Annotated in this window: 22 protein-coding genes; 8 read left to right on the top strand and 14 right to left on the bottom strand. The window is 63.0% G+C overall.

The features are described 5' to 3' along the window. The first annotated feature begins 54 nt into the window (after positions 1-54). Both AC1DX6_RS06345 and AC1DX6_RS06340 read left to right on the top strand, forming a co-directional pair. The gene (locus AC1DX6_RS06345) at positions 55-648 is read left to right on the top strand and encodes a hypothetical protein (protein WP_477311851.1); all 594 of its coding nucleotides are present in this window, start codon (positions 55-57) and stop codon (positions 646-648) included. Further along, positions 648-1,508 (top strand): hypothetical protein, encoded by an 861-nt coding sequence (locus AC1DX6_RS06340; protein WP_477311850.1) that lies wholly within the window; start codon positions 648-650, stop codon positions 1,506-1,508. The genes AC1DX6_RS06345 and AC1DX6_RS06340 overlap by 1 nt, the downstream gene beginning before the upstream one ends. A gap of 122 nt (positions 1,509-1,630) precedes the next feature. Here AC1DX6_RS06340 and AC1DX6_RS06335 read toward each other — a convergent pair whose 3' ends face one another. The 7 genes from AC1DX6_RS06335 to hisS all read right to left on the bottom strand — a co-directional run bounded on the left by AC1DX6_RS06335 (position 1,631) and on the right by hisS (position 9,869). After that, a complete protein-coding gene (locus AC1DX6_RS06335) occupies positions 1,631-2,491 on the bottom strand; it encodes a sigma-70 family RNA polymerase sigma factor (RefSeq protein WP_477311849.1) in 861 nt (286 codons plus the stop codon). Then, positions 2,488-2,985 carry a carboxymuconolactone decarboxylase family protein gene (locus AC1DX6_RS06330; RefSeq protein WP_477311848.1) on the bottom strand — a complete coding sequence of 166 codons (498 nt, stop codon included), beginning with the start codon at positions 2,983-2,985 and terminating at the stop codon, positions 2,488-2,490. The genes AC1DX6_RS06335 and AC1DX6_RS06330 overlap by 4 nt, the downstream gene beginning before the upstream one ends. Positions 2,986-3,145: 160 nt before the next feature. After that, complete coding sequence (locus AC1DX6_RS06325; protein ID WP_477311847.1) at positions 3,146-4,102, bottom strand: calcium:cation antiporter; 957 nt, start codon at positions 4,100-4,102, stop codon at positions 3,146-3,148. Between the two features lie 265 nt (positions 4,103-4,367). Beyond that, positions 4,368-6,140, bottom strand: coding sequence for an AMP-binding protein (locus AC1DX6_RS06320; RefSeq protein ID WP_477311846.1), 1,773 nt, complete (start codon positions 6,138-6,140; stop codon positions 4,368-4,370). 97 nt (positions 6,141-6,237) lie between these two features. Continuing rightward, positions 6,238-6,936 carry an ATP phosphoribosyltransferase gene (hisG, locus tag AC1DX6_RS06315; RefSeq protein WP_477311845.1) on the bottom strand — a complete coding sequence of 233 codons (699 nt, stop codon included), beginning with the start codon at positions 6,934-6,936 and terminating at the stop codon, positions 6,238-6,240. Further along, positions 6,933-8,054: an ATP phosphoribosyltransferase regulatory subunit gene (locus AC1DX6_RS06310; RefSeq protein ID WP_477311844.1), complete on the bottom strand. Its 1,122-nt coding sequence runs from the start codon at positions 8,052-8,054 to the stop codon at positions 6,933-6,935. The genes hisG and AC1DX6_RS06310 overlap by 4 nt, the downstream gene beginning before the upstream one ends. A gap of 312 nt (positions 8,055-8,366) precedes the next feature. Beyond that, positions 8,367-9,869 carry a histidine--tRNA ligase gene (gene hisS / locus AC1DX6_RS06305; protein ID WP_477311843.1) on the bottom strand — a complete coding sequence of 501 codons (1,503 nt, stop codon included), beginning with the start codon at positions 9,867-9,869 and terminating at the stop codon, positions 8,367-8,369. Positions 9,870-10,082: 213 nt separating this feature from the next. Between hisS and AC1DX6_RS06300 the strand changes: the two genes are divergently transcribed. Next, the gene (locus tag AC1DX6_RS06300) at positions 10,083-10,337 is read left to right on the top strand and encodes a hypothetical protein (protein WP_477311842.1); all 255 of its coding nucleotides are present in this window, start codon (positions 10,083-10,085) and stop codon (positions 10,335-10,337) included. Position 10,338: 1 nt separating this feature from the next. Here the strand turns inward: AC1DX6_RS06300 and AC1DX6_RS06295 are convergent, their stop codons facing one another. Then, a complete protein-coding gene (locus AC1DX6_RS06295; RefSeq protein WP_477311841.1) occupies positions 10,339-10,977 on the bottom strand; it encodes a DNA-3-methyladenine glycosylase I in 639 nt (212 codons plus the stop codon). A gap of 210 nt (positions 10,978-11,187) precedes the next feature. On the opposite strand from AC1DX6_RS06295, the gene AC1DX6_RS06290 reads away from it, so the two are divergent. Together AC1DX6_RS06290 and AC1DX6_RS06285 are read left to right on the top strand one after the other, a co-directional pair. Then, the gene (locus tag AC1DX6_RS06290; protein ID WP_477311840.1) at positions 11,188-11,934 is read left to right on the top strand and encodes a L,D-transpeptidase; all 747 of its coding nucleotides are present in this window, start codon (positions 11,188-11,190) and stop codon (positions 11,932-11,934) included. 307 nt (positions 11,935-12,241) lie between these two features. Next, on the top strand, positions 12,242-13,162 hold the full coding sequence (locus AC1DX6_RS06285) for a bifunctional 5,10-methylenetetrahydrofolate dehydrogenase/5,10-methenyltetrahydrofolate cyclohydrolase (protein WP_477311839.1): 921 nt from the start codon (positions 12,242-12,244) through the stop codon (positions 13,160-13,162). A 5-nt stretch (positions 13,163-13,167) separates the two neighbouring features. Here the strand turns inward: AC1DX6_RS06285 and glcF are convergent, their stop codons facing one another. The 4 genes from glcF to AC1DX6_RS06265 all read right to left on the bottom strand — a co-directional run bounded on the left by glcF (position 13,168) and on the right by AC1DX6_RS06265 (position 18,917). Further along, a complete protein-coding gene (gene glcF, locus AC1DX6_RS06280) occupies positions 13,168-14,493 on the bottom strand; it encodes a glycolate oxidase subunit GlcF (protein ID WP_477311838.1) in 1,326 nt (441 codons plus the stop codon). Between the two features lie 10 nt (positions 14,494-14,503). Next, complete coding sequence (locus AC1DX6_RS06275; protein WP_477311837.1) at positions 14,504-15,709, bottom strand: FAD-binding protein; 1,206 nt, start codon at positions 15,707-15,709, stop codon at positions 14,504-14,506. Between the two features lie 235 nt (positions 15,710-15,944). Then, a complete protein-coding gene (locus AC1DX6_RS06270; RefSeq protein ID WP_477311836.1) occupies positions 15,945-17,441 on the bottom strand; it encodes an FAD-linked oxidase C-terminal domain-containing protein in 1,497 nt (498 codons plus the stop codon). 153 nt (positions 17,442-17,594) lie between these two features. Then, the gene (locus AC1DX6_RS06265) at positions 17,595-18,917 is read right to left on the bottom strand and encodes a DUF3422 family protein (RefSeq protein ID WP_477311835.1); all 1,323 of its coding nucleotides are present in this window, start codon (positions 18,915-18,917) and stop codon (positions 17,595-17,597) included. Between the two features lie 211 nt (positions 18,918-19,128). On the opposite strand from AC1DX6_RS06265, the gene AC1DX6_RS06260 reads away from it, so the two are divergent. The 3 genes from AC1DX6_RS06260 to AC1DX6_RS06250 are packed head-to-tail and all read left to right on the top strand — an operon-like array spanning position 19,129 to position 21,902. Next, positions 19,129-19,914: an FCD domain-containing protein gene (locus AC1DX6_RS06260; RefSeq protein ID WP_477311834.1), complete on the top strand. Its 786-nt coding sequence runs from the start codon at positions 19,129-19,131 to the stop codon at positions 19,912-19,914. Between the two features lie 31 nt (positions 19,915-19,945). Then, complete coding sequence (locus AC1DX6_RS06255) at positions 19,946-21,082, top strand: alpha-hydroxy acid oxidase (RefSeq protein WP_477311833.1); 1,137 nt, start codon at positions 19,946-19,948, stop codon at positions 21,080-21,082. Between the two features lie 37 nt (positions 21,083-21,119). Further along, positions 21,120-21,902, top strand: a complete 783-nt coding sequence (locus AC1DX6_RS06250) for a metallophosphoesterase family protein (RefSeq protein WP_477311832.1) — start codon at positions 21,120-21,122, stop codon at positions 21,900-21,902. Here AC1DX6_RS06250 and AC1DX6_RS06245 read toward each other — a convergent pair. Further along, entirely contained in the window at positions 21,883-22,014 is a 132-nt protein-coding gene (locus AC1DX6_RS06245; RefSeq protein WP_477311917.1) for a hypothetical protein, read from the bottom strand. The genes AC1DX6_RS06250 and AC1DX6_RS06245 overlap by 20 nt on opposite strands. 306 nt (positions 22,015-22,320) lie before the next feature. Then, positions 22,321-23,019 carry a type 1 glutamine amidotransferase gene (locus AC1DX6_RS06240; protein WP_477311831.1) on the bottom strand — a complete coding sequence of 233 codons (699 nt, stop codon included), beginning with the start codon at positions 23,017-23,019 and terminating at the stop codon, positions 22,321-22,323. Between the last annotated feature and the right edge of the window lie 83 nt (positions 23,020-23,102).

Below are 23,102 nucleotides of genomic sequence, written 5' to 3'. Positions count from 1 at the left end.
GCCGCAGTCTATCCTGAGTTCATTTCAACAATCACGGTAGGGAAAGAAGGGGCAATGAGCCTTATCTATCGTCCCGCTGAAAATAGCCGCTACCCAAGATCGCCTCATGGCGCCAGAGCCGTTGAATTTGCGATAGCGAATATGAACGCAGGGCTGTTGTCTGGCTCGGCCGCACTCGATTTCGCGGCCTCAATCCGCGAATACAAGCACTTTGACCCAATTCTGGGCGTCATTGCGGCCTACGTTTATGCACGTGAAAACGACACAAACGCAATTCGACAGGTTGCATTTTACTATGCAAAACATAACCAACCCGTTCCATTTGACATCGCCATGCTTGCCGACATCGAGATCAAACGAGCTGCAACATCATTTGTTGCCCAAGTCCCCAAAACCCAAGATCGGAAGCCGAGGAGCTCGCAGGAGGCGAATTTCGCCGAGTATTTCTCAGCAACTCCGGCCGCACAAGTCAGCGTGGCTGGCGGATTTCCCTGGCTGCGGCAGGGTTGGAGCATGCTTGAAATCTATCCCGGTCGTTGGGACCATCTCGCAGAATTTAGTACCGAGCTAAAGTCCGCGCCGTTTACGACTTTCCCAGCCGATGCAGGCCGACGTCTAGCTGAACAAATCGCCAAAGGAGAACTTTGATGCGTTTGGTGTTGGTTCACGGCATCAATCATCAAGGACTAAGTTCCAATTGGATCATTGATGAATGGTTAGGCGCTCTGAAGACTGCGGTTTCTCCTGCGGAATTTTCCGTGCTCAAACGCCGGGAAATTGTTGCCCCTTTCTATGGAGATGTGCTGCATGCTGAGACTCAACATAGCTCGGCGTCAGGTGCTGATGCTGTCCCAATGAGTGTGGGACAATCGCAAGATGGTGAGCTGGAGTTCATGGGCTTCGCGCTACAGGAAGCCGCATCAGCTCTTGGGATTTCGGAGGCTCAAATTCTTGCGTCGAATCCGTCAGATGAGGCCTTGGAACAGGGCTTTCCGCACGACCGTCGAATAATCGCACTTGCTTCTGCATTGGAAAGCCTCTCGCCTTTCCAGGGAAGAATACTGCTTCGGGTGCTATCGCAAGCATATGTTTATCTCCGGAAGCCTCAGGCGCGCAAAAAGGTCGACGACATTGTCCGTCCTGCGATCGCAGACGGCCCTTGTGTGATAGTTGGCCACTCTCTCGGCTCAGTCGTCACGTTCAACCTGCTGAGAGAGGAGAGCGGGCCGCAGATACCTTTCTACATGACGATCGGGTCGCCGCTCGCGATCAAGTCTGTCCAGTCCGCCCTTGGAAGGCCGCAGAGGCGCCCAACCCGAGTGAACCGATGGCTCAACGGTGGTGACAGAAACGATTTTATCACCCTTGGAAGAATTCTTGACTCGTCCACATTCGGACCAGGCGTAGAGAACGAGCGCGTTGATAACGGGCCTGAACCTCACAATTCAAAAATGTACTTACAGAACAAAACTCTTTCCAATTCTTTAGTTATGGCCTTCGAAACTTAAGGTGACACCAAGAGGTCCTGCTTTAGGTCAATGTCATCTTCCAATTCGATATAGAACGTCCGCTCATTCCGGCGCGGCGCTGACGGAGGTGCTCGGTCAGCCGGCCTGACACGGCCGCGCAGCTAATGCAGATGCCTCAGCTTATCCGGGTTGCGCACCACATAGATCGCCGTGACCTTCCCGTCCTCGATTTCGAGCGCGGTCGTCTGCAGTTCGCCATCGGCTTCCAGGCTGACGAAGCCGGGCAGTCCGTTGACGAAACCGACGCGAACAAGCTTTGAGCCGTCTTTCGGTATCCGGCTCGCTATATAAGCGTATTGCTTGATGACGGCATCGAAGCCGAGGATCGCCTCTGTCGCCGCCGGGCGCTTGCCGCCGCCATCGGCATGGGCGCTGACATCGGCCGCCAGCATGCTGCCAAGCGCCTGCATGTCGCCGCTGCGCGTTGCCGCGAAGAAGGCCTCGGCAAGCGCCAGGCTGCGTTGCCGTTCCATCTGGAAACGCGGCCGGGCGTCGCGCACATGGCTGCGCGCGCGGGCGGCGAGCTGGCGACAGGCGGCAGGGTCGCGCTGGATCGTCTCGGCGACCTCCTCGAAACCCAGGCCGAACACATCGTGCAGCAGGAAGGCCGCGCGCTCGAGAGGAGACAGACGCTCCAGCACCAGCATCAGCGGCAAGGTGACGTCTTCCACCTCGTCCTCTTCGACGACAGGATCGGGAAGCCAGGGACCGATATAGGTCTCGCGCTGGCGCCGCGCGGATTTGAGCTGGTCGAGACAGAGGCGCGTCAGCGTGCGGCGCAGGAACGCCTCGGGCTCGCGCACCGCCGCGCGGTCGGCCCTCATCCAGCGGATGAAGGCCTCCTGCACCATGTCCTCGGCATCGGCAACGGAGCCGAGCATGCGGTAGGCGACGCGCATGAGCTTTGGACGCAGCGGATCAAACGCTGCCGCTGCGTCCCCGGCTGTTGGCTTCGCCGTCAAGCGGCGACCGCCTTGCCGGCGTGGGCGGTGAGCGCCCTGGAGGCAGCCTTCACCGCTGCCGGATCGGCGAAGCCGCCGAAGCCGACGGCGATGCGGTTCCAGCCATTGATGATGTTGATCATCAAGGTCAGTTGCACCTGCTCTTCCTCGCTGAAGTGGGCTTTCAGCGCCTCATAGGCGGCGACATGGGTGTGGCCTTCGCAGATCCGCGTCAGCGCTTCGGTCCAGCCCAGGGCTGCCCGTTCGCGATCGGTGTAGCAGGGTGCCTCGCGCCAAGCCGGCAGCAAGTAGATGCGCTGCTCGGTTTCTCCCCTCTCGCGGGCATAGGTCGTGTGCATGTTGATGCAGTTGGCGCAGCCATTGATCTGGGAGGCGCGAATCTCCACCAGCTCGGCTAGGCCCGGGTCGAGGCTGGCGGCAATGGCGATCGATGTGCGTTGCCACTCCTTCATCAGCGAAGGCGCGGCGGCAAAGGGTTCAAGTCTGACAGTCATGATTGGCTTCCTTCTGATGGTTGCGAGACCATGACGAGCCACGGGCTGTCAGTGTGACATGGGGGCCAAAAATCTTATGCGTGTCGCCAATCCCGGGAAGCAGCGCCACGATAGCGGTTGCCTCATCCCTGCAGCTGATCGCTACCCTGTACCAAAGCTTTCACGGCACAAATATCAGAAACACATAAGTAAAAAACACGACAAGATGAACCATTCCGGTCAAGAATGTCGTTCTGTCAGTGCTGAAGCTTACGTTGCATATGAAAAGCGCCAAAATCAAAAGCACTGTGTCGGTTTCCGGGAGCCCCAGGGTCAACCCTCTTCCCGTCAGCAGGCTTGCGGCCGCGACCGCCGGTATTGTCAAACCGATGGTGGCGCAAGCCGAACCCATCGCAACGTTCAAGCCGCGCTGCAGCTCGTTGTTGAGTGAAGCACGAACCGCCGAAATAGCCTCCGGCATCAAAACCAACCCGGCGATCAACGCCCCCACAATAGCGTCGGCCTGGGTCACCTGATAGGTAACGAGCGCATCTTCGACACCTGCGGCGACCTGCTCGGCGAGCATGACAATGCCGATCAGCCCGACCAACAGGAGCAGGGCGCTGGCAGCAATGCTTTCGTGGGAGGCAGTTCGGATCGAAACATCATGCGCCTGTCCTTCTATGAAGTCGTCCCGGTGCCGGACAGTCTGCGCGAACACAAAAGCTGCATAAAGCAGGACTGAAAGTACGCTTACAAATCCGAGTTGAGCCGCCGAAAAGGTGCCAGGATCCGTCGTTCGCGTGTAGGTCGGTAGAATGAGCGTCATCACGGTCAGCGCGACCAGAACCGCCAAATATGCGCTGGTCCCTTGTCGAACAATTACCTGTTTGCGATGGCGCCAGCCGCCAAGCGCGAGACACAGGCCGACAACGCCGGTGGATGTAATCATCACCGTTGAAAACACAGACTCACGCGCAAGTGTCGGGTTGTTCTCTCCATGCAGCATCATGGAAACGATGATCGACACTTCGATTGCCGTCACGGCAAAAGTCAGCACCAACGTGCCGTAGGGCTCCCCGACACGGTGGGCCACCGCTTCGGCATGGTCGAGCACGACGAAAATGGTGATGAACATGATCGCACTCGAAAGCGCTCCGATAAGGACCCTGACGCTCAGCGACCCTGTGTCTACCGACAGCCCGCTGGCTCTGACCGCAACGGCCATCGCCAGGGCGGCCAGGGGCATCGCATAAGACGTAGCCGATCGTGCGAAACCGCTCATTCAAGCCCTGTGCGTTTCTGCGAGCCTTGAGGAAGGCAATGGGGAGCAACAGTATCATGGCGATGGCGACCCTGGCCCGCATTCAGCGCGGGGACAAAAACCAGCGCCCCCTCCCCCCTCAAGCCGTCTTCTGCACCACCAATCCCAGCTCTTCCACCATCGCATTGCGCATCAAAAACTTCTGCGGCTTGCCGGTCACCGTCATCGGTAATTCTGTGCGGAAGCGAATGTAGCGTGGGATCTTGTAGTGGGCGATCTGGCCGGCGCAGAAGTTTTTGATCTCCTGCTCGGTGGCGATCTGGCCGGGCCTCAGCACGATCCAGGCGCAAAGCTCCTCGCCATATTTGGCGTCGGGAATGCCGAACACCTGCACTTCCTTGATCTTGGGATGGCGATAGAGGAATTCTTCCACCTCGCGCGGGTAGACGTTCTCGCCGCCGCGGATGACCATGTCCTTGACCCGGCCGACGATGTTGCAATAGCCCTCGGCGTCGATGGTGGCGAGGTCGCCAGTGTGCATCCAGCCGTCTGAGTCGATGGCCTCGCGGGTTTTTTCCTCGTCGTCCCAATAGCCCTTCATCACCGAATAGCCACGTGTGCACAGCTCGCCCGCCGCGCCGACCGCGACGGTCGCGCCATCGGCATCGATGGCCTTGACCTCGACATAAGGGTGGATGCGGCCGACCGTCGAGACGCGCTTTTCCAGCGGGTCGTCGACGCTGCTCTGGAACGACACCGGGCTGGTCTCGGTCATGCCATAGGCGATGGTCACCTCGTCCATGTGCATCAGCGACACCACCTTCTTCATCACCTCGATCGGGCACGGTGATCCCGCCATGATGCCGGTGCGCAGGCTGGAGAGATCGAAGGCGGCGAAATCCGCGTGATCGAGCAGAGCGACGAACATGGTCGGCACGCCGTAGAGAGCGGTGCAGCGTTCCTGCGCCACGGCCTTCAGCGTGGCGCCGGCATCGAACCCCTCGCCCGGGAAAACCATAGTGGCGCCCTTGGTGACACAGCCCATCGTGCCCATCGACATGCCGAAGCAATGATAGAGCGGCACCGGGATGCAGAGCCGGTCGTCGACGGTGAGCTTGATCGCCGAGGTGACGAAATTGCCGTTGTTGACGATGTTGTTGTGGGTCAGCGTCGCGCCCTTGGGCGCGCCTGTCGTGCCTGAAGTGAACTGGATGTTGATGGGCTCGCCCGGCTTCAGCCCCTCAGAGATGCGGTCGAGGCTGTCATGCTCGTCGCGCCCCGCCATCGCCAGCACGTCGGCGAAATTGAACATGCCGGGCGAGTTCTCGTCGCCCATGCGGATGACGATTTTCAGCGCCGGCAATTTCTTCGCCTTGAGCTTGCCCGGTGTGGTGGTGGCGATCTCAGGCGCCAGCGTCTCGATCATACCGAGATAGTCGGAGGTCTTGAATTTGGCAGCGGTGACTAGTGCCTTGCAGCCGACCTTGTTTAGCGCATATTCCAGTTCAGTCAGCCGGTAGGCCGGGTTAATGTTGACCAGGATCAGGCCGATGCGAGCAGTGGCAAATTGGGTGACTAGCCACTCCCAGCGGTTGGGTGACCAGATGCCGACGCGGTCGCCTTTTTCGAGACCAAGCGCCAGGAAGCCGGCGGCCAGCGTATCGACGGTGTCCGACAGTTCGCTCCAGGTGAAGCGCTTGTCCTGGTCGACGAAGATTGCGGCGTCCTGCGTGGCGTATTTGCTGACGGTGTCGGAAAACAATGCGGGGATCGTCTGGTGCAGCAGCGGCACGGTGCGCTCGCCCGAGACATGCGCCCTGCTGTCGAGCGGCGCGACGAAGGTGCCGCCATTGCGCAGGCCGCGACCACGCAAATTGGTGGCATTCTTCAGTTCGTCGAGATTGATCGCCATCGCCATCTCCTCCACCGACGCGCCGAGCCTATCAGCCTGCCGGGGCGGTGGAAATCCCGTCGATGGTACTGGGGCACAAAGGGGGATAGCGCCGACGCTAAGCGATTATGGAGGCCATCTTGGCGGCGATGTCGCGCAAGACAGTCTCTTCGGGTGCCGCACGCGTCTTCCTCGACGCCACGAGGCAAGCCTGCGACCGCAAGACAACGCCGTCGGCCAGAACCTTCAAATGGTTGGCACGCAGCGTCGAGCCTGACGTCGTAATGTCGACGATGACGTCGGCAAGGCCAGCGGCCGGCGCGCCTTCGGTGGCGCCCAGGCTTTCGACGATGCGATAGACCTGGATGCCGTGTTTGAGCGAAAAGAATTGCTGGGTCAGCCGCCAGTATTTGGTGGCGATGCGCAGCCGCCTGCCGTGGCGCTGGCGGAAATCGGCGGCGACATCGTCGAGATCGGCCATCGTGTCGACGTCGAGCCAGATGTCAGGCACCGCCACGACCACATCGGCATTGCCGAAACCGAGGCGGGCGACAATTTCGGCACGCGCCTCCCAGTCGGCAAGGTTTTCGCGCAACAGGTCCTCGCCGGTGATGCCGAGATCGACCGTCCCCTGGCCGATCTCGCCGGCAATCTCGGACGCCGACAGGAACGCCACCTCGATGCTCTCGGTGCCTTCGATGCGGGCGCGGTATTTGCGCTCGTCGCCGGGCAGGCTGACGGCCAGCCCGGCCTTGGCCAGAACCTCCAGCGCCTGTTCTTTCAGCCGGCCTTTCGACGGGATCGCCAGCGTGATCATTGCGTCTTCTCCCGCAGCGCTTCGATACGGTCGAGCCAGACGGAAAAGCCGACGCCGGGGATCGGCGTTTTGGCGCCGAGCAGCGTCAGCAGCCTGTCATAGCGGCCACCGCCGGCCAGCGGCCGCTCGCCATTCTCAGCCGCGATCTCGAAGACGATGCCGGTGTAGTAGTCGAGAGGACGGCCGAAGGCGGCGTCGTAGCGGATTGTCTTGATCGGCAGGCCCAGACCTTCGATGGCTTTGGCACGCGCCGCGAAATTCTCAAGCGCAACACCCAGCGAAAGACCGGCACCCCTGGCAAAAGTTTCGAGCGCCTGTGCCGCGCCATCAAGCGCAACGTCGATCGCCAGAAAACCCTTCAGCGCCGAAAATGCCTCGTTCGACAGACGCACGCTGCGCAGCTCGGCCTTCTCGATCAGCCGCCGCGCAATGTCGGATGGCGAGCGCCCGGCGGACGCCGACAGCCCGGCCTCTTCCATGCCGCCGGCGATGTGCGTGGAAAGGCCTTCGAGATCGCCATCGAGCACCAGCGCGGCAACCGGGCCGGAAAGCTGGCCGTTGCGCGGTGGATTAGCGAGATCGGCAAGTGCCGCCTCCAGCATCGCTGCCGAGCCGAAGGCGCGGGCAAGGCGCATGCGCCAGCCGCGCGGCAGGCCGAGCGCCGCCAGCACCGCCTCGAAAATGGTCTGGTCGCCAAGGGTGATTTTCAGGGACTGATCCGGCAGCACCAGCGACAGCAGTGCATGCGCATCCGCGAGCGAGCGGGCGTCGGCCTGCGCGGTATCGCGGTCGCCGAGATCCTCGATGCCGGCCTGAAAGAATTCATTGCCGCCCTCGCGGCGCTGGCGAAACACCTCGCCGAGATAGGAGTAGCGGCGCGGCGTGCCGGCCTGCGAACTGATGTGGTCGAGGCAGACGGGAATGGTGAATTCGGGCCGCAGGCACAATGTTTGGCCGGTCTCGCTCTCGGTGAGGAAGATACGGCGGCGCAGATCCTCGCCGGCCATGTCGAGGAACGGATCGGCCGGCTGCAGCACGGCGACCTCGACCGCGTGTGTGTTACGCCCGGCGAAGAGGTTGGTGATGTCGGCTGATATTGCGGGGTAGCGGGTGGTCATGAAGCACCACCTTCCCTTCTCCCCTTGTGGGGTCCGAAGGACGGGCGAGACCCGCGGCTCGCCCCGGGGGTGGATCGGCGCGCAGCGCCGAGACGGATGAGGGGTGTTGGACAGCGTGCGGAGGTCGGCGCTCTACGGCGCCCCCCTCTGTCCTGCCGGACATCTCCCCCACTTGGGGGGAGATCGAATATCGCGACGGCTTTCGCCAATTGTCTACGCTGCAAGAAAAGCGAGACGGGCGAAGCAGCCAATCTCCCCCCTTGTGGGGGAGATGTCCGGCAGGACAGAGGGGGGCGCGAAGGATCGCGGCCTTTATCTGCCACGTGCCCGCTCCTCGGCCTGCGCCGCCAAAATCTTCTTCACCTCGGCGACCAGCTCACTCTCCGCGACCGTCACCTGCGCCGGTCGCGCGGCGCGCCATTCGGCGTTGTCGGTGATCTCCGCCGACATGCGGGCGCCCTCGATCAAATCCTTGATCTGCAATTCGCCCCTGGCGCGCTCGTCGCCGCCCTGGATGATGGCGACCGGGCTGCCACGGCGGTCGGCATATTTCAGCTGTGCCTTCATGCTGGCGCCGCCGAGATACATTTCGGAGCGGATGCCGGCGGCACGCAGCTCGCCGACCATCTTCTGGTAGCGGCCGAGGCTTTCGGTGTCCTTGTCCATCACCAGCACGACGACCGGCGCGATGACATCGGACGTGTCGAGCTTGCCGAGGTTCTTCAGCGCCGTCATCAGGCGCGAGACGCCGATGGAAAAACCGGTCGCCGGCACCGGCTCGCCACGAAAGCGCGAGACCAGACCATCATAACGGCCACCGCCGCCGACCGAACCGAAGCGGACGATCTGGCCGTCCTCGTTGGGGATTTCGGCCAGCAGCTCGGCCTCGAAGACCGGGCCGGTGTAGTATTCGAGGCCACGCACCACCGAGCGGTCCATGGCAATACGGTCTTCGGCGTATCCTGCGGCCCTGACCAAGGCCTCAATCGTCGCGAGTTCGCTAACGCCTTCCTGGTAGATCGCGTTCGCGCTGACGCCGGAATCCTGGCCAGCTTGTGCATTCTTCGCGGTCGCGGCAAGGACTGCCTCGGCTTGGCCGTCATTCAGTCCAGCGCCCTTGGCGAAGTCGCCTTCGCCCTCCTTGCCGCCATCCCAGCGGCCCGGACCAAGCAGCAGTCTCACGCCTTCCGGCCCGAGCTTGTCCAGCTTGTCGATGGCGCGCAGTACCGTCAGCCGGCGCCCGGCATTTTCGTCACCGCCAAGCCCGATCGCCTCCAGCACGCCGTCCAGCACCTTGCGGTTGTTGACGCGGATGACGTAGTCGCCGCGCTTGATGCCCAGCGCTTCCATCACGTCGGCCATCATCATCGCCATCTCGGCATCCGCCGCGACGCCCGGCGTGCCGATCGTGTCGGCGTCGAACTGCATGAACTGGCGGAAGCGGCCGGGGCCTGGCTTCTCGTTGCGGAACACCCAGCCGGAGCGGTAGCTGCGGTAGGGCTTTGGCAAGCGCTCATAATTCTCGGCGACGAAACGCGCCGTCGGCGCGGTCAGGTCGTAGCGCAGCGACAGCCATTGCTCGTCATCATCCTGGAACGAGAACACGCCCTCGTTCGGCCGGTCCTGATCGGGCAGGAATTTTCCCAGCGCATCGGTGTATTCGATCAGCGGCTGGTCGGCCGGTTCGAAACCGTAGAGCTCATAGACCGAGCGGATCGTCGCCATCATCTTCTCGACAGCGCGGATGTCCTCGGCACTGCGGTCGGCAAAACCGCGCGGCAGCCGCGCTTTCGTCTTTTCCGATTTGTCGGCCATAGGATGGTACTCGGTGTTTCGTGGCGTCACGGATCGGCAAAATTACCGATTTCCGCGGCGCGGGTGTCCTAACCGATGCAGCCGGGAGCGGCAAGGGTTTGCATTTTTGCTGAAACAAACCACACCGAAAAGGAAACAATTCCGCCATCGGTGCGGCATCGTGCTGACACAATCCGGGCCGATAAAGCGCGCGCAAACAAGGGGTTCGGGGCCATGGCCACGGCAAGATATCCAGACACCATCGACAGCGACGCCCGCGCGCTGCCGGTTCGGCTGCGGCCGGCCGATGGGCATGCACCGCGAACCGCAAGCCAGATGGCAGGTCCGTTCGAGGTTGCCGCGGACGAGCGCACGAACTCCACGCTGCGCGACGCGCTGATGACCGGCCTGCTGGTGATCTATCCGGCCTTCGCGGCGCTGGCGGCCATCGTCGCCGGGCTTTTCCTCACCGGCGCCAGCGGCACCTAGCTCACTTCGGCCGTTTGAACGCCTTGCGTTCCTTCTCCACCCTCTCCCGGCACACACATCCCTCGAGATGGTCGTTGACCAGGCCCATGGCCTGCATGAAGGCGTAGACGGTGGTCGGGCCGACAAAGCTCCAGCCGCGCTTCTTCAACTCCTTTGAAATCCTGACCGAGACCGCCGTCGTCGGGTTGGCGCGCAGATGGGCGAGGTCGACGATCTCGGGCCGCTCGGCCGGGCCGGGTTCGAACTTCCAGAACCAGGCGGCCAGCGAGCCGAACTCATCCACCATTTCGCGGGCGCGCTTGGCATTGTTGATGGTCGAGACGATCTTGCCGCGATGGCGGATGATGCCGGCATTGCCGAGCAGGCGCTCGACATCCTTGTCGGTGAAGGCGGCAACCTTGTCGAATTCGAAATTGGCGAAGGCCTCGCGAAAATTCTCGCGCTTGCGCAAGATGGTCAGCCAGGACAGGCCGGACTGAAAGCCTTCGAGGCAGATCTTTTCGAACAGCCTGCGGTCGTCAGTGACCGGCCTGCCCCATTCGTTGTCGTGGTAGTCCAGATAGTCCGGCAGATTGCCGTGCCAGAAGCAGCGCGCGACACCATCGGGGCCAACGATAAGGCCGAGTTTTTCATTTTCCATCGCCAAAATTCCGTTCGTTAACAGCGTTCGCGCCGGTTTACTCCGGCTTTACCAGATTCCTGAACCCGCCGGTAACCACACCAAAAGGTTTACTGACAGAACCGCATTTTACGCATTCCGATTCATGTTTCGGTTGCTGCTTGCCGCCAATGTCCGGCGAACCGGGGAGGCTTTCCAACCCGAAATGTTCGACGATCAAGGTGCGTTCCGATGAAGACAGTGCTGATTTCCCTGTTCGGCGCCGCGGCCATGCTTGCCGCCGGCGTCACGTCCGCCAGTGCCGGCGACCGCTATGCCGAAAGGCCGCCGGTGATGGTGAGCCCCGACCTTTCGGCACCCTGGGTGCTGCAGCTTGGCCGGGCGCCCGGCATCGTGCGGCAGAACCGGCAAGTGGTGCAGCAGCAGCCGCGCCTGCGTTATGCACGACAGGCGCAGCCCGATCAGGTGCGCACGGCCGCCGTTCAGGCGCCGGCCAAGCGCATGGTCATGCGCCCGCAGATCAACCCGATCTATTTGCCGCAGGAAGTCGCCTATGACGGCACGCAGAAGCCGGGCACGATCGTCATCGATACGACGCAGAATTTCCTCTATCTGGTCGAGAAGAACGGCAGGGCGCGGCGCTATGGCGTCGGCACCGGCAAACCCGGCTTCGAGTGGTCGGGCACGCACAAGATCACCAACAAGCGCGTCTGGCCGGACTGGCGTCCGCCGGCGGAGATGATTTCGCGAGAGGCGGCCAAGGGGCGCTATCTCCCGACCTTTCTAGCCGGCGGCGAGGAAAACCCGCTCGGCGCGCGCGCGCTCTATATCGGCACGACGGAGTATCGCATCCACGGCACCAACCAGCCATGGACGATCGGCGGCGCGGTGTCTTCGGGCTGCATCCGCATGCGCAACGAGGACGTGGTTGACCTTTACGAAAGAGTCAATGTCGGAACCACCGTGGTGGTGATATAGTTAGTGCGAATCAGCCGGTTAGGCAGCACTGGGTCGTTTTTAGCGCGTGCTGTTGCACTCAAGTCATAGCGCGCTTTTGGGAGTCTGCTTAGAACTGGCAACGAGTTAACGGGGGACGGGCCGTGTGGGGATGCGGTCAGTCACGAAAGGGCAGCGCGGGAAACCGCGCTGCCCTTTCTGTTTCTGGTGAGGCAAGCTCCGGTGAAGCGCGTCTGCGCCATCAGGCCGCGTAGAGCGCGTCGCTTTCGCACTGACTGCCGCCCTGATCCTTTGCTATATCGGCGGCAACGCTTGCAGAGGTTCTTCCATGTCCCTGTCCGACGACAGCCGCTATCTCAAGGGCGGCCCGGTCGCCCAGCGCATCATCGCTGCGGTGCGCGAGGATGCGGCGATCGCCACCGCCGAGGGTTTTCCGCCCAAGCTGGTGTCGATCACCGTCGGTGACACCGCGGCGGTCGGCGTCTATGTGCGCAACCAACGCGCCAAGGCGGAGCTGGCCGGCATCGGTTTCGAGGAAAGGCGGTTTGCCGCCGACATCACCGCCGGCGAACTGGAAGCGGCGATCCATGGCCTCAACGCCGATCCGCGCGTCACCGGCATCATCATCCAGCGGCCGGTGCCGGCACATATCCCGGTCAGGACGCTGCAGGCGGCAGTGCATCCGCTGAAGGATGTCGAGGGCATGCATCCGGCCTCGATCGGCAACATCGTCTACAACCAGCTCGACCTCGCCCCTTGCACAGCGGCGGCTTCGGTCGAACTGCTGAAGGAAACCGGGCTCGACCTCAAGGGGCTCGAGGTCGTGGTCGTCGGCCATTCCGAGATCGTCGGCAAGCCGATCGCCTTCCTTTTGATGAGCGAAGGCGCGACAGTGACGGTGTGCCACCACATGACACGCTCGGTCGCCGCACATGCGCGCCGCGCCGACGCGCTGTTCGTCGCCGTGGGCAAGCCGCGCCTGATCAAGGCCGACATGGTCAAGCCGGGTGCCGCCGTCATCGATATCGGCATCAATGCCGAGATCGGGCCTGACGGGACCAGCCGTATCGTCGGCGATGTCGACACCGAGAGCGTCAGGCACGTCGCGTCGTGGATCACGCCGGTGCCGGGCGGCGTCGGCCCGATCACCGTGGCGATCCTGCTGCGCAATACGATGGTGGCGCTCAGCCGGCAGCGGGCACGCTATCAGGCGACCTATGGCGTGGTGGACAGGCTGGCGGCCGAATAAGAGCGCTACTCCGCCGCGACGAGCTCTGCTTCCGAAACACCCTCCGGCTTCGGGCCGCCATAGGCCCAGTCGAGCAGTTTGATCGTGTGCACCACCGGCAGCTTCGCGGCGGAGGCGATCTGGGTGATGCAGCCGATGTTGCCGGTGGCGACGATCTCGGCGCCCGTGGCCTCGATGTTTTTCACCTTGCGGTCGCGCAACTGTGCTGAAATCTCGGACTGCAGGATGTTGTAGGTGCCGGCCGAGCCGCAGCACAGATGCCCTTCGCGCGGCTCGCGTACGATGAAGCCGGCTTTCTGCAAAAGCTCCTTCGGCTGACGGGTGATCTTCTGGCCGTGCTGCATCGAACAGGCCGAGTGATAGGCAACGACGGTGCCCGGCTTGCGCACCGGTTCCGGCAGGTCGAGGCTTGCCAGATATTCGGTGACGTCCTTGGCCAGCGCCGAGACGCGCGCGGCCTTATCGGCATAGGCCGGATCGAGGCGCAGCATGAAGCCATAGTCCTTGATGGTGGTGCCGCAGCCGGACGCGGTGATGACGATGGCGTCAAGCCCGCCCTGTTCGATGGCGCGCGTCCAGGCGTCGACGTTCTGTCCGGCCGAGGCGAGGGCTGCTTCCTCGCGTCCCATGTGATGCACCAGCGCGCCGCAGCAGCCTTCGCCCTTGGGCACCACGACCTCGACGCCAAGCCGGGTCAGCAATGCAATCGTCGTGTCGTTGATGGCGGGATCGAGCACCGATTGCGCGCAGCCGGTGAGGATGGCGACGCGGCCCTTTTTCGCCCCTTGCCCGGCATGAATGCCGGGAGATGCCATCGGCGAGGCCGCCGGGATCGAAACCGGAGCAAGCCTGAGCATCGCGCCGAGCGGCTTCAATGCCTGGATCTTTTCAAACAGGCCGATGAACGGCTTGCCCAGTTTCGCCAGTTTCAGCGCGGCGCGAAAGCGCGTGGGATAAGGCAAGACAAGGGCGAGCATGGCGCGCGTCAGCCGGTCCAGCAGCGGGCGCTTGTAGGTCTCCTGAATATGGGCGCGGGCGTGGTCGACCAGATGCATGTAATTGACGCCCGACGGGCAGGTGGTCATGCAGGCGAGGCAGGACAGGCAGCGATCGATATGGGTGACGATCTCCTTGTCGGCCGGGCGGCCGTTCTCCAGCATGTCCTTGATGAGATAAATGCGCCCGCGCGGCGAATCCAGTTCGTTGCCGAGCGTCACATAGGTCGGGCACGTGGCGGTGCAAAAACCGCAATGCACGCATTTGCGCAGGATCTTCTCCGATTCCGCGACATGCGGATCGGCGAGCTGGGCAAGGGAGAAATTGGTCTGCATCGCGTTGGTCCTAAGCCATGCGGCCAGGGTTGAGGATGGCCTTGGGATCGAACTCGGCCTTGAGCCTGGCCGACAGGGCCGCCAAATGCGGCGCCTGCGGCTCGAACACCGGCACGGCGGCGCGATGCGAAGGGGCGGCGCGCACCAGCGTCGCATGGCCGCCACCATGCTTTCTGATCAACCCGCGCAGCAGGCCGGCCTCGGGATCGCCTTCCTCCATGCGCAACCAGACCAACCCGCCCTGCCAGTCGTAGAAGGCGGTGACACCAATCTGCATGCGCAGCGTCAACACCATCTGGTGTGCCTGCGACGGCGCCATGGAGACGCGCCAGACCGGCTTTTCGCTGCCGTCGGCGAATGGCATGCAATCTCTGATATCGCGCCAAGCGGCGTGCGAGACATCTCCCGAAATCTCCTCCAACGGGCCGGCGTTTTTCAGCAGGGTCTTTAGCGCGGCGATGCGGTAGGCGACCGACGGACCAAAACCCTCGACGCGCAGCAGTGTCGCGGCATCGCTGCCGAGGCCGCCGCCGGCAACCCGAGCGGCGACACGTTCGGGCAAATGTGCGGCGCTCGACACTTCGGCGCTGGAGCCGAGCGCCAGCGCCATGGCGGCGGCTGCGGCATCGTCGAGCAGGCCACGGATGGCCAGTGTGACTTCGGTCTCTGCTGCCGGGAGCACCTTGAAAGTGACATCGGTGAACACGGCCAGCGTGCCCCAGCTGTTGGCCATCAGCTTCGACAAATCGTAGCCGGTGACGTTCTTGACGACGCGGCCGCCGGACTTGAAGGCCTCACCGCGACCGGAGACAGCATTGATGCCAAGGATATGGTCTCGCGCGGCTCCCGCCTTCAGCCGGCGCGGGCCGGACAGGTTGGTGGCCAGGGCGCCGCCGATGGTGCCTTTTCCCTTGATACCGCCGAGCAGCGGGCCGTAATCCATCGGCTCGAAGGCGAGTTGCTGGCCGTTCTGCGCCAGCAGGCTTTCGATCTCGGCCAATGGCGTGCCGGCTTTTGCCGACAGCACCAGTTCGGCGGGTTCGTAAAGCGTGACGCCGGTGAGCTTCGACAGGTCGAGCGCGTGTTCGCTCTGCTGCGGGCGGCCGATGCCGCGCTTGGAGCCGTGGCCGAGGATTTCAAACGGCGTCTCCTCCGCTGCGGCCCAGGCGACGGTGGAGAGGGTTTCGGCCGATGTGGCGGGGGTGAAGGTGGTCATGGCGACGTAACCACCTCAAAGGAAGATACGTCGAGTTCCTTCGCGCCCCCCTCTGTCCTGCCGGACATCTCCCCCACTTGGGGGGAGATTGGCAGCTTCGGCGAGCGCGCCTCTCTTGCAACGTCGAAGATTGGCGAAGGCAGAGATGACAGCTGATCTCCCCCCTTGTGGGGGAGATGTCCGGCAGGACAGAGGGGGGCGCGAAGGATCGCAATCGTAGAGAGGTGAGACCCCATCAAAACCTCGGAATATCCGGAAACGCCACCTGCCCCCGGTGCACATGCATCCGTCCAAGTTCGGCGCAACGACGCAATTGCGGGAAGACCTTGCCAGGGTTGAGCAGATGGTTGGGGTCGAAGGCGCATTTGACGCGCATTTGTTGGTCGAGGTCGGTCTGGTTGAACATTTCCGGCATCAGGTCGCGCTTTTCGACGCCGACGCCGTGCTCGCCAGTCAGTACGCCGCCAACCTTGACGCAGAGCCGCAGAATGTCCGCGCCGAAACTTTCCGCCTTGTCGAGTTCGCCGGGCACGTTGGCATCGTAGAGGATCAGCGGGTGCAGATTGCCGTCGCCGGCGTGGAAGACATTGGCGACGCCGAGCCCGTATTTTTCCGAGAGTTCGCGCATGCCGGCGAGCACGCGCGGCAGTTCCTTGCGCGGGATGGTGCCGTCCATACAGTAATAGTCGGGCGATATGCGGCCGACCGCCGGGAAAGCCGCCTTGCGGCCAGCCCAGAAGCTCAGCCGCTCCTGTTCCGACTGCGAGATGCGGCAGGTGGTCGAGCCGTTGCGATAGGCGATCGCCTCGACGAGGCCGATCAGGTGGTCGACCTCGACGCCCGGTCCATCCAGCTCGACGATCAGCAGCGCCTCGACATCGAGGGGATAGCCGGCATGGACGAAATCCTCGGCGGCGTGGATCGCCGGCCGGTCCATCATCTCCATGCCGCCTGGAATGATGCCGGCGCCGATGATGTCGGCGACGCACTGGCCGCCCTGCTCGCTGGTGGGAAAGCCGATCAGCAGCGCGCGGGCCGTCTCCGGCTTCTTCAGGATGCGCACGGTGACTTCGGTGACGACGCCGAGCAGGCCTTCAGAGCCGGTCATGACACCGAGCAGGTCGTAGCCTTCCGAGTCCAGATGACTACCGCCGAGGCGGATCACCTCACCGTTCATCAGCACCATCTCAATGCCGAGCACATTGTTGGCGGTGAGGCCGTATTTCAGGCAGTGCACGCCGCCGGAATTTTCCGCGACATTGCCGCCGATCGAGCAGGCGATCTGGGAGGATGGATCAGGGGCGTAATAAAAGCCCTCCTGCTCGACGGCGGTGGTGATGCCGAGATTGGTGACGCCCGGCTGGGCGACGACGATGCGGTTGGGAAAATCGATCGCGAGGATGCGGTTGAAGCGGCTCATGACGATGAGCACGGCGTCTTCAAGCGGCAGCGCGCCGCCGGACAAAGAGGTGCCGGAGCCGCGCGGCACGACGCGGATGTTGCGGTCGTTGCAGTATTTCAGCACCCGTGAGACCTGCGCCACTGTTTGCGGCAGCACCACGACCAGCGGCAATTGCCGATAGGCGGTGAGGCCGTCGCTCTCGAAGGCGCGCATTGCGTTGGTCGCGTCGACGACGCCTTCGCCGGGCACGATGATGCGCATATCGGCGACGATCTCGTCGCGCCGGCGCATCGTGGCGTCGTCTGGCTTGGGCATGGCAAGGCCGGACATCAACAGCCTCCTTCGCTCGACTGGTAAAAATCTTTTACCAGCGAGAGGCGTCTGTTGCAAACCCTGCTTTGGTCAAAAGTCGCAAACCGACACCGGGGCGGCCTTCCGCAGCGGCAATCTGCCGCTCTTCAGCCTTGTGGGAGCGTGAAGTCTTTACTCGCCCGGTTGCTTGCCGGGCTCGGCGTGCATGCGGCGGACACGGCGCACGGCCCACCAGACGAGCAGGAGGGCGAGCGGCACCGAAGCGGCGGTGACGACTTCCGGCGCGAAGGCATGGCCGAAGATCGAGGCGCCCTTGGCGACATAGCTGATCAGGCCGACGACATAGTAGGATACGGCAGCCACCGAAAGACCTTCCACGGTCTGCTGCAGGCGCAATTGCAAGCGGGCGCGGTTGTTCATAGAAGCCAGCAGGTCGCGGTTCTGCTTTTCGACCTCGACATCGACCCAGGTGCGCAGCAGCGTGGTGGCGCGGGTGAGCTTGCGCGACAGATTGGCCTGACGCTCCTCGACCGAACGGCAGGTGCGCATGGCCGGCGCGACACGCCGCTGCAGAAAGCCGCCCCAGGTGTCATAGCCGGGCACCGCCTCTTCCTCGAGCGCCTCCAGCCGCTCAACGACGATGCCGTCATAGGCGCGGCTGGCGCCGAAGCGATAGAGGCTGGAGGCGGCGTCGGCCTCGAGTTCGGCGGCAAGCTCGGTCAGGTCGGCGAGCAATGTCTGGCTGTCGCGGGTCTCGGCGACCTTCATTTCCAGCGTGGTTTGCGCCAGCCGATCCTCGATGCGGCGGGCGCGGCCGGACAGGGTCAGGGCCAGCGGCAGGCCGAGCATGGCCAGCGTGCGGTAGGTTTCGATGTCGATCAGCCGTTGCGACAGTGCGCCGGTACGCGCCGGCGTCAGGCCGCGATCGAGCACCAGCATGCGGGTCAGGCCGTCGCCGTCTTGGCGGAAATCGGTGACGATTGCCGCATTGCCGCGCTCGACCAACGAATAGCAGAGGCTGGTCGGGTCGAAGCCGGCGATCAGCTTTTCGCTCGCCTGCGTCCATCGGCGGATTTCGAGCCGGATGCCGGAGATCACCGTTCCCGGCGGCGAAAATCCATTGCCGAAGGGCGAGTCTTCCTGCGCCCTACCGCTTTCCGACAGTGGCCCTTCCCACAGATAGGTCGAGAATTCGGTGTGCCGCTCCCAGCGCAGCGAACCCTTGCCCCATTTCATGGCGTGGTGGCGAGCCTGACGGTCGGGCGCGGCAATGCCGAGACGCCGCGACAGTTCGGAAAGCACAGCCTGGTCGACGCCGGAGCCGCCTTCAGTCATGAAGGCGAGTTGTACCAGAACGCGCGGCTTTTCGATCAGCGGGTGGGGCCGTGCGTGGACTTCGCCAAGCGCACCGGGTCGCCCCTCATGCGCCGGAAAACCCATCACGCTGCCCTTGGTGCGCAGCTGGAATTCGAGATTGGACGGGTCGTCTGACACGGCTGGTCCCCCGGGCTCTTTGAACCCTTCGTGCAATGGCGTCCCTCTAGAGGCAATCGCCGGAGGACGCAAACTGCAAGTTTAGCCGAACACGATATAGGGCGGCGGCGGCGGAACCGACCAGATCGGAAGAATTGGATAAATAATTTGACCAGTTGGCGACACTGGCTTTATCCTGCGCGGCACCAATTCAAATTCCGGGCGCCCCGTTTTGAGCGATATTTTCTCCAGGATCGAGCATTCCCGCACTGCCGACGAGGTGGTGCAGCAGATCGAGAGCCTGATCCTCGAAGGCGTCTTGCGCACCGGCGACCGGTTGCCCGGCGAGCGTGAACTGGCGCGCCAGTTCGAGGTGTCGCGGCCGATCCTGCGCGACGCGCTGAAGGCGCTGGAAGGGCGCGGCCTGCTAACGACGCGGCCCGGCGGCGGCACCCATGTCGCCGACGTCATCGGCCAGCTGTTCACCAAGCCGGTGACGGACCTGATCTCGATGCACCGCAAGGCGGTCACCGACTATCTCGAATACCGCCGCGAGATCGAGGCGATAGCGTCCGAATATGCGGCGCGGCGCGCCACACCGGACGATTTGGCGCTGCTCGACCGCATCATGGCGCGCATGGACGAGGCACACCGGACCGGCGACTTCGACGACGAGGCGGAAATCGACGTCGAGTTCCATCACGCCATCTGCGAATGCGCGCACAACATCATCCTGCTGCATACGCTGCGCTCCTGCTATCGGCTGTTGTCGGAAGGGGTGTTCCAGAACCGGCTTCTGGTGTTCACCGTGCCCGGCGCGCGCGACGCGCTGCTTGCGCAACACCGGGCGATCCACGCCGCGATCAAGACCGGCGATCCGGCCGCCGCCCGGCAAGCGGCGATGGACCACATCTCCTATGTCGAGCGCTCGATGCTCGAGGCCGAGCGCAGCGGCGACTGGCAGCGCGTGTCACGGTTGAGGCTGAGGCAGCGTTCCGAAGCCGGCGACGGCGCATAGGCAATGAATTAGCGAACCCGCGGGAAAGATCATGAGCGACATCCTTACCATCGCCGACCTCAAGGACCTCGCGCGCCGGCGCGTGCCGAAGATGTTCTTCGACTATGCCGATTCAGGCGCTTGGACCGAGAGCACCTACCGGGCCAACGAGGAAGACTTCCAGAAGATCAAGTTCCGCCAGCGCGTGCTGGTCGACATGAGCAACCGCTCGCTAGAAACGACCATGATCGGCCAGAAGGTGTCGATGCCGGTAGCGCTGGCGCCGACGGGCCTGACCGGCATGCAGCACGCCGACGGCGAAATGCTGGCGGCGCAGGCGGCCGAGGAATTCGGCGTGCCGTTCACCTTGTCGACGATGAGCATCTGTTCGATCGAGGATGTCGCCTCGGTGACGAAGAAGCCATTCTGGTTCCAGCTCTATGTGCTGCGCGACAAGGATTTCGTGCTCGACCTGATCGACAGGGCGAAGGCGGCAAAGTGCTCGGCGCTGGTGCTGACGCTCGACCTGCAGATCCTCGGCCAACGGCATAAGGATGTCCGCAACGGGCTTTCGGCGCCCCCCAAGATGACGCTGGCCAACATCATCGACCTGGCCAGCAAGCCGCGCTGGTGCCTGGGAATAGCCGGCACCAAGCGCCGCACCTTCCGCAACATCGTCGGCCACGCCAAGGGTGTCGGCGATGTCTCTTCGCTGTCGTCCTGGACCACGGAGCAGTTCGATCCGCAACTGTCATGGAAAGATGTTGCCTGGATCAAGGAACGTTGGGGCGGCAAGCTGATCCTGAAGGGCATTCTCGACAAGGAAGACGCGCTGATGGCGGCCAAGACCGGCGCCGACGCGATCATCGTTTCCAACCATGGCGGGCGCCAGCTCGACGGCGCATCGTCGTCGATCGGCGTGCTGGAAGAGATCGCCGATGCGGTGGGCGACAAGATCGAGGTGCATATGGATGGCGGCATCCGCTCGGGCCAGGATGTGCTGAAGGCGCTATGCCTCGGCGCCAAGGGCACCTATATCGGCCGGCCGTTCCTTTACGGCCTTGGCGCGCTCGGCAAGGAAGGAGTTACCAAAGCCTTGGAAATCATCCGCAAGGAGATGGACATCACGCTGGCGCTGTGCGGAAAACGTCTGGTGACCGACATGGGCAAGGATCAGCTTCGCCGCTAGATCCGGTGACGGTCCGGCCACGGAGACGACGCAGGCATTGACGGAGCCCGGCATCCATTTTCTCGACGCACGCGGACCGGAAGGCGTGCGGCTCTACGCGATCGGCGACGTGCACGGCCGGCTTGACCTGCTGGCCACCCTGCACAGGCGCATCGAGAGCGAGATCGAACGGGACCAGCCGGCGGACTGGCGCGTCATCCATCTCGGCGACTATGTCGACCGCGGGCCAGACTCCAAAGGCGTCATCGATTTGCTGCTCGATGCGCAGGCACGCGATCCACGCCATCTGATGCTGGCCGGCAACCACGATCTCGGTTTTCTCGATTTCCTGGGAAGCCCGGATCCAGACGGGCTTTTCATGCGCTATGGCGGCGTCCAAACGGCATTGTCCTATGGGGTGTCACTGACCGCCGACGCCAGTTGGTTCGGTAAGGCGGAGACAGTAACGCGAGGACACGCGGCGCTGGTCGAGGCGGTACCGCAGAGCCATGTCGACTTCCTGCGCGCGCTGCCGTTTTCCCTGGTTTTCGGAGATTTCTTTTTCTGCCATGCCGGCATCAGGCCGGGCATCCCGCTAGAGCAGCAGAACCCGCAGGACCTGATCTGGATCCGCGATATCTTCCACAACCATGCCGGCCTCTATCCGAAGATCGTGGTGCATGGCCACACGCCTGTGCCGGAGGCCGAAGTGACGGCCAACCGCGTCAATGTCGACACGCTCGCCTGGCAGTCGGGAAACCTCACCGCGCTCGTCGTTGACGACGCCGAGAAGCGTATCCTGACGGTGACGGGTGAAGGGTCTAGTGGAGGGCGGCGGTGACGCCGTAGCCGTCGACGGCCTGATGGTTGTTGGCAGCGTCGGCGGAATAGATGCCGAGGCCGCACAGCACAATGGCGGACAGCATGACAAAGGACAGAAGCGCTGCTTTCACGGAGGTCATCTCTTGTTGAGCTTTCTGCATCTGTGCACGAGGCGGTTACCAATGGGTTGAAACGGAGAATTCGTCTCAAAGTTTCGAAGATTTCAGGCTTGTAGGCAGATTCTGTATCGGCGGTGTGTCGCGCGGGTCACATAAAAGGTTCATCGCGGTTGCATTGCCGATGCAAAGCGCGTGCCTTCTAGGGCAGCGGGCGAGCACAATCCAAGGATGAAATGCGTTTTCCCCGGCGGATTTACCGCCGCGTGCCAAAAATGCCACGCAACCCCGAAAGTCGGGATTTGTTCGGGGGGCGAGCCGTCAGATCGTTGCTACCCAGGCGCGAGCGATGGCGAGGCCGGCGGCATCGGCATCCGGTCCATTGCGGGCGATTTCGCCATCAAGCCGATCGTTCCAGTCGGGGTGGCGCTCGGCAATGAGCGGTGCGAAGGACGTGCTCCAGTCCTGCACCATCGGGCTGTCCGCCTCGAAATGGAACTGGAAGCCGTAGATGGCGCGGCCGATGCGGAACGCCTGGTTCTCGGCGACAGCGCTGCCGGCCAGCCGCACCGCATTTTCGGGCAGCGCAAAGGTGTCGTCGTGCCATTCGAAAATGGGGAAGTTTTCAGGCAGCGTAGCGAGCACCGGATCGGTCTTTGCCGCCGGCGTCAACGAAACCTGGTGCCAGCCGAATTCGGTGGCGCCGCCGATCTGGTTCTGACCGCCAAAGGCGCGGGCGAGCAGCTGGCTGCCGAGGCAGATGCCGAGCACCGAGCGATCCTTGCCGGCGAAATCGCGCGTCAGGTCGAGCAAATCAGGAAAATACGGACACAGTTCATCGTCCAGTGCGTTCTGGGCGCCGCCGAGCATCACCATGGCGTCATGCGCGGCGCTGTCTTGCGGTAGTGTGTCGCCTTTATAGGGACGGCGCAGATCGATGTCGGCGCCCGCCTCGACCAGTGCCGCACCAATCTGACCAAGGCCCTCATTGTCAAAGTTCTGGACGACCAACACCCGCATCGAAAACCTGCTGACATGAAAATGATGCAGCGAGCGATATCATGACGCCAGCCTAGCAGCCAAGATGCGCATTCCAGGAGAAA

The sequence above is a fragment of the Mesorhizobium sp. P2_C4 genome (assembly GCF_056404575.1).
This window is presented reverse-complemented; position numbering and strand designations above follow the sequence as displayed.

Coding starts and splice junctions, on each gene's coding strand:
- hisS (WP_477311843.1), bottom strand. CDS start 9,869: ATGGCCGACAAATCGGAAAAGACGAAAGCGCGGCTGCCGCGCGGTTTT.
- AC1DX6_RS06255 (WP_477311833.1), top strand. CDS start 19,946: ATGAGCGACATCCTTACCATCGCCGACCTCAAGGACCTCGCGCGCCGG.
- AC1DX6_RS06240 (WP_477311831.1), bottom strand. CDS start 23,019: ATGCGGGTGTTGGTCGTCCAGAACTTTGACAATGAGGGCCTTGGTCAG.
- AC1DX6_RS06345 (WP_477311851.1), top strand. CDS start 55: ATGAGCCTTATCTATCGTCCCGCTGAAAATAGCCGCTACCCAAGATCG.
- AC1DX6_RS06270 (WP_477311836.1), bottom strand. CDS start 17,441: ATGTCCGGCCTTGCCATGCCCAAGCCAGACGACGCCACGATGCGCCGG.
- AC1DX6_RS06290 (WP_477311840.1), top strand. CDS start 11,188: ATGAAGACAGTGCTGATTTCCCTGTTCGGCGCCGCGGCCATGCTTGCC.
- AC1DX6_RS06325 (WP_477311847.1), bottom strand. CDS start 4,102: ATGTTCATCACCATTTTCGTCGTGCTCGACCATGCCGAAGCGGTGGCC.
- AC1DX6_RS06285 (WP_477311839.1), top strand. CDS start 12,242: ATGTCCCTGTCCGACGACAGCCGCTATCTCAAGGGCGGCCCGGTCGCC.
- AC1DX6_RS06320 (WP_477311846.1), bottom strand. CDS start 6,140: ATGGCGATCAATCTCGACGAACTGAAGAATGCCACCAATTTGCGTGGT.
- AC1DX6_RS06295 (WP_477311841.1), bottom strand. CDS start 10,977: ATGGAAAATGAAAAACTCGGCCTTATCGTTGGCCCCGATGGTGTCGCG.
- hisG (WP_477311845.1), bottom strand. CDS start 6,936: ATGATCACGCTGGCGATCCCGTCGAAAGGCCGGCTGAAAGAACAGGCG.
- AC1DX6_RS06300 (WP_477311842.1), top strand. CDS start 10,083: ATGGCCACGGCAAGATATCCAGACACCATCGACAGCGACGCCCGCGCG.
- AC1DX6_RS06330 (WP_477311848.1), bottom strand. CDS start 2,985: ATGACTGTCAGACTTGAACCCTTTGCCGCCGCGCCTTCGCTGATGAAG.
- AC1DX6_RS06275 (WP_477311837.1), bottom strand. CDS start 15,709: ATGACCACCTTCACCCCCGCCACATCGGCCGAAACCCTCTCCACCGTC.
- AC1DX6_RS06310 (WP_477311844.1), bottom strand. CDS start 8,054: ATGACCACCCGCTACCCCGCAATATCAGCCGACATCACCAACCTCTTC.
- glcF (WP_477311838.1), bottom strand. CDS start 14,493: ATGCAGACCAATTTCTCCCTTGCCCAGCTCGCCGATCCGCATGTCGCG.
- AC1DX6_RS06340 (WP_477311850.1), top strand. CDS start 648: ATGCGTTTGGTGTTGGTTCACGGCATCAATCATCAAGGACTAAGTTCC.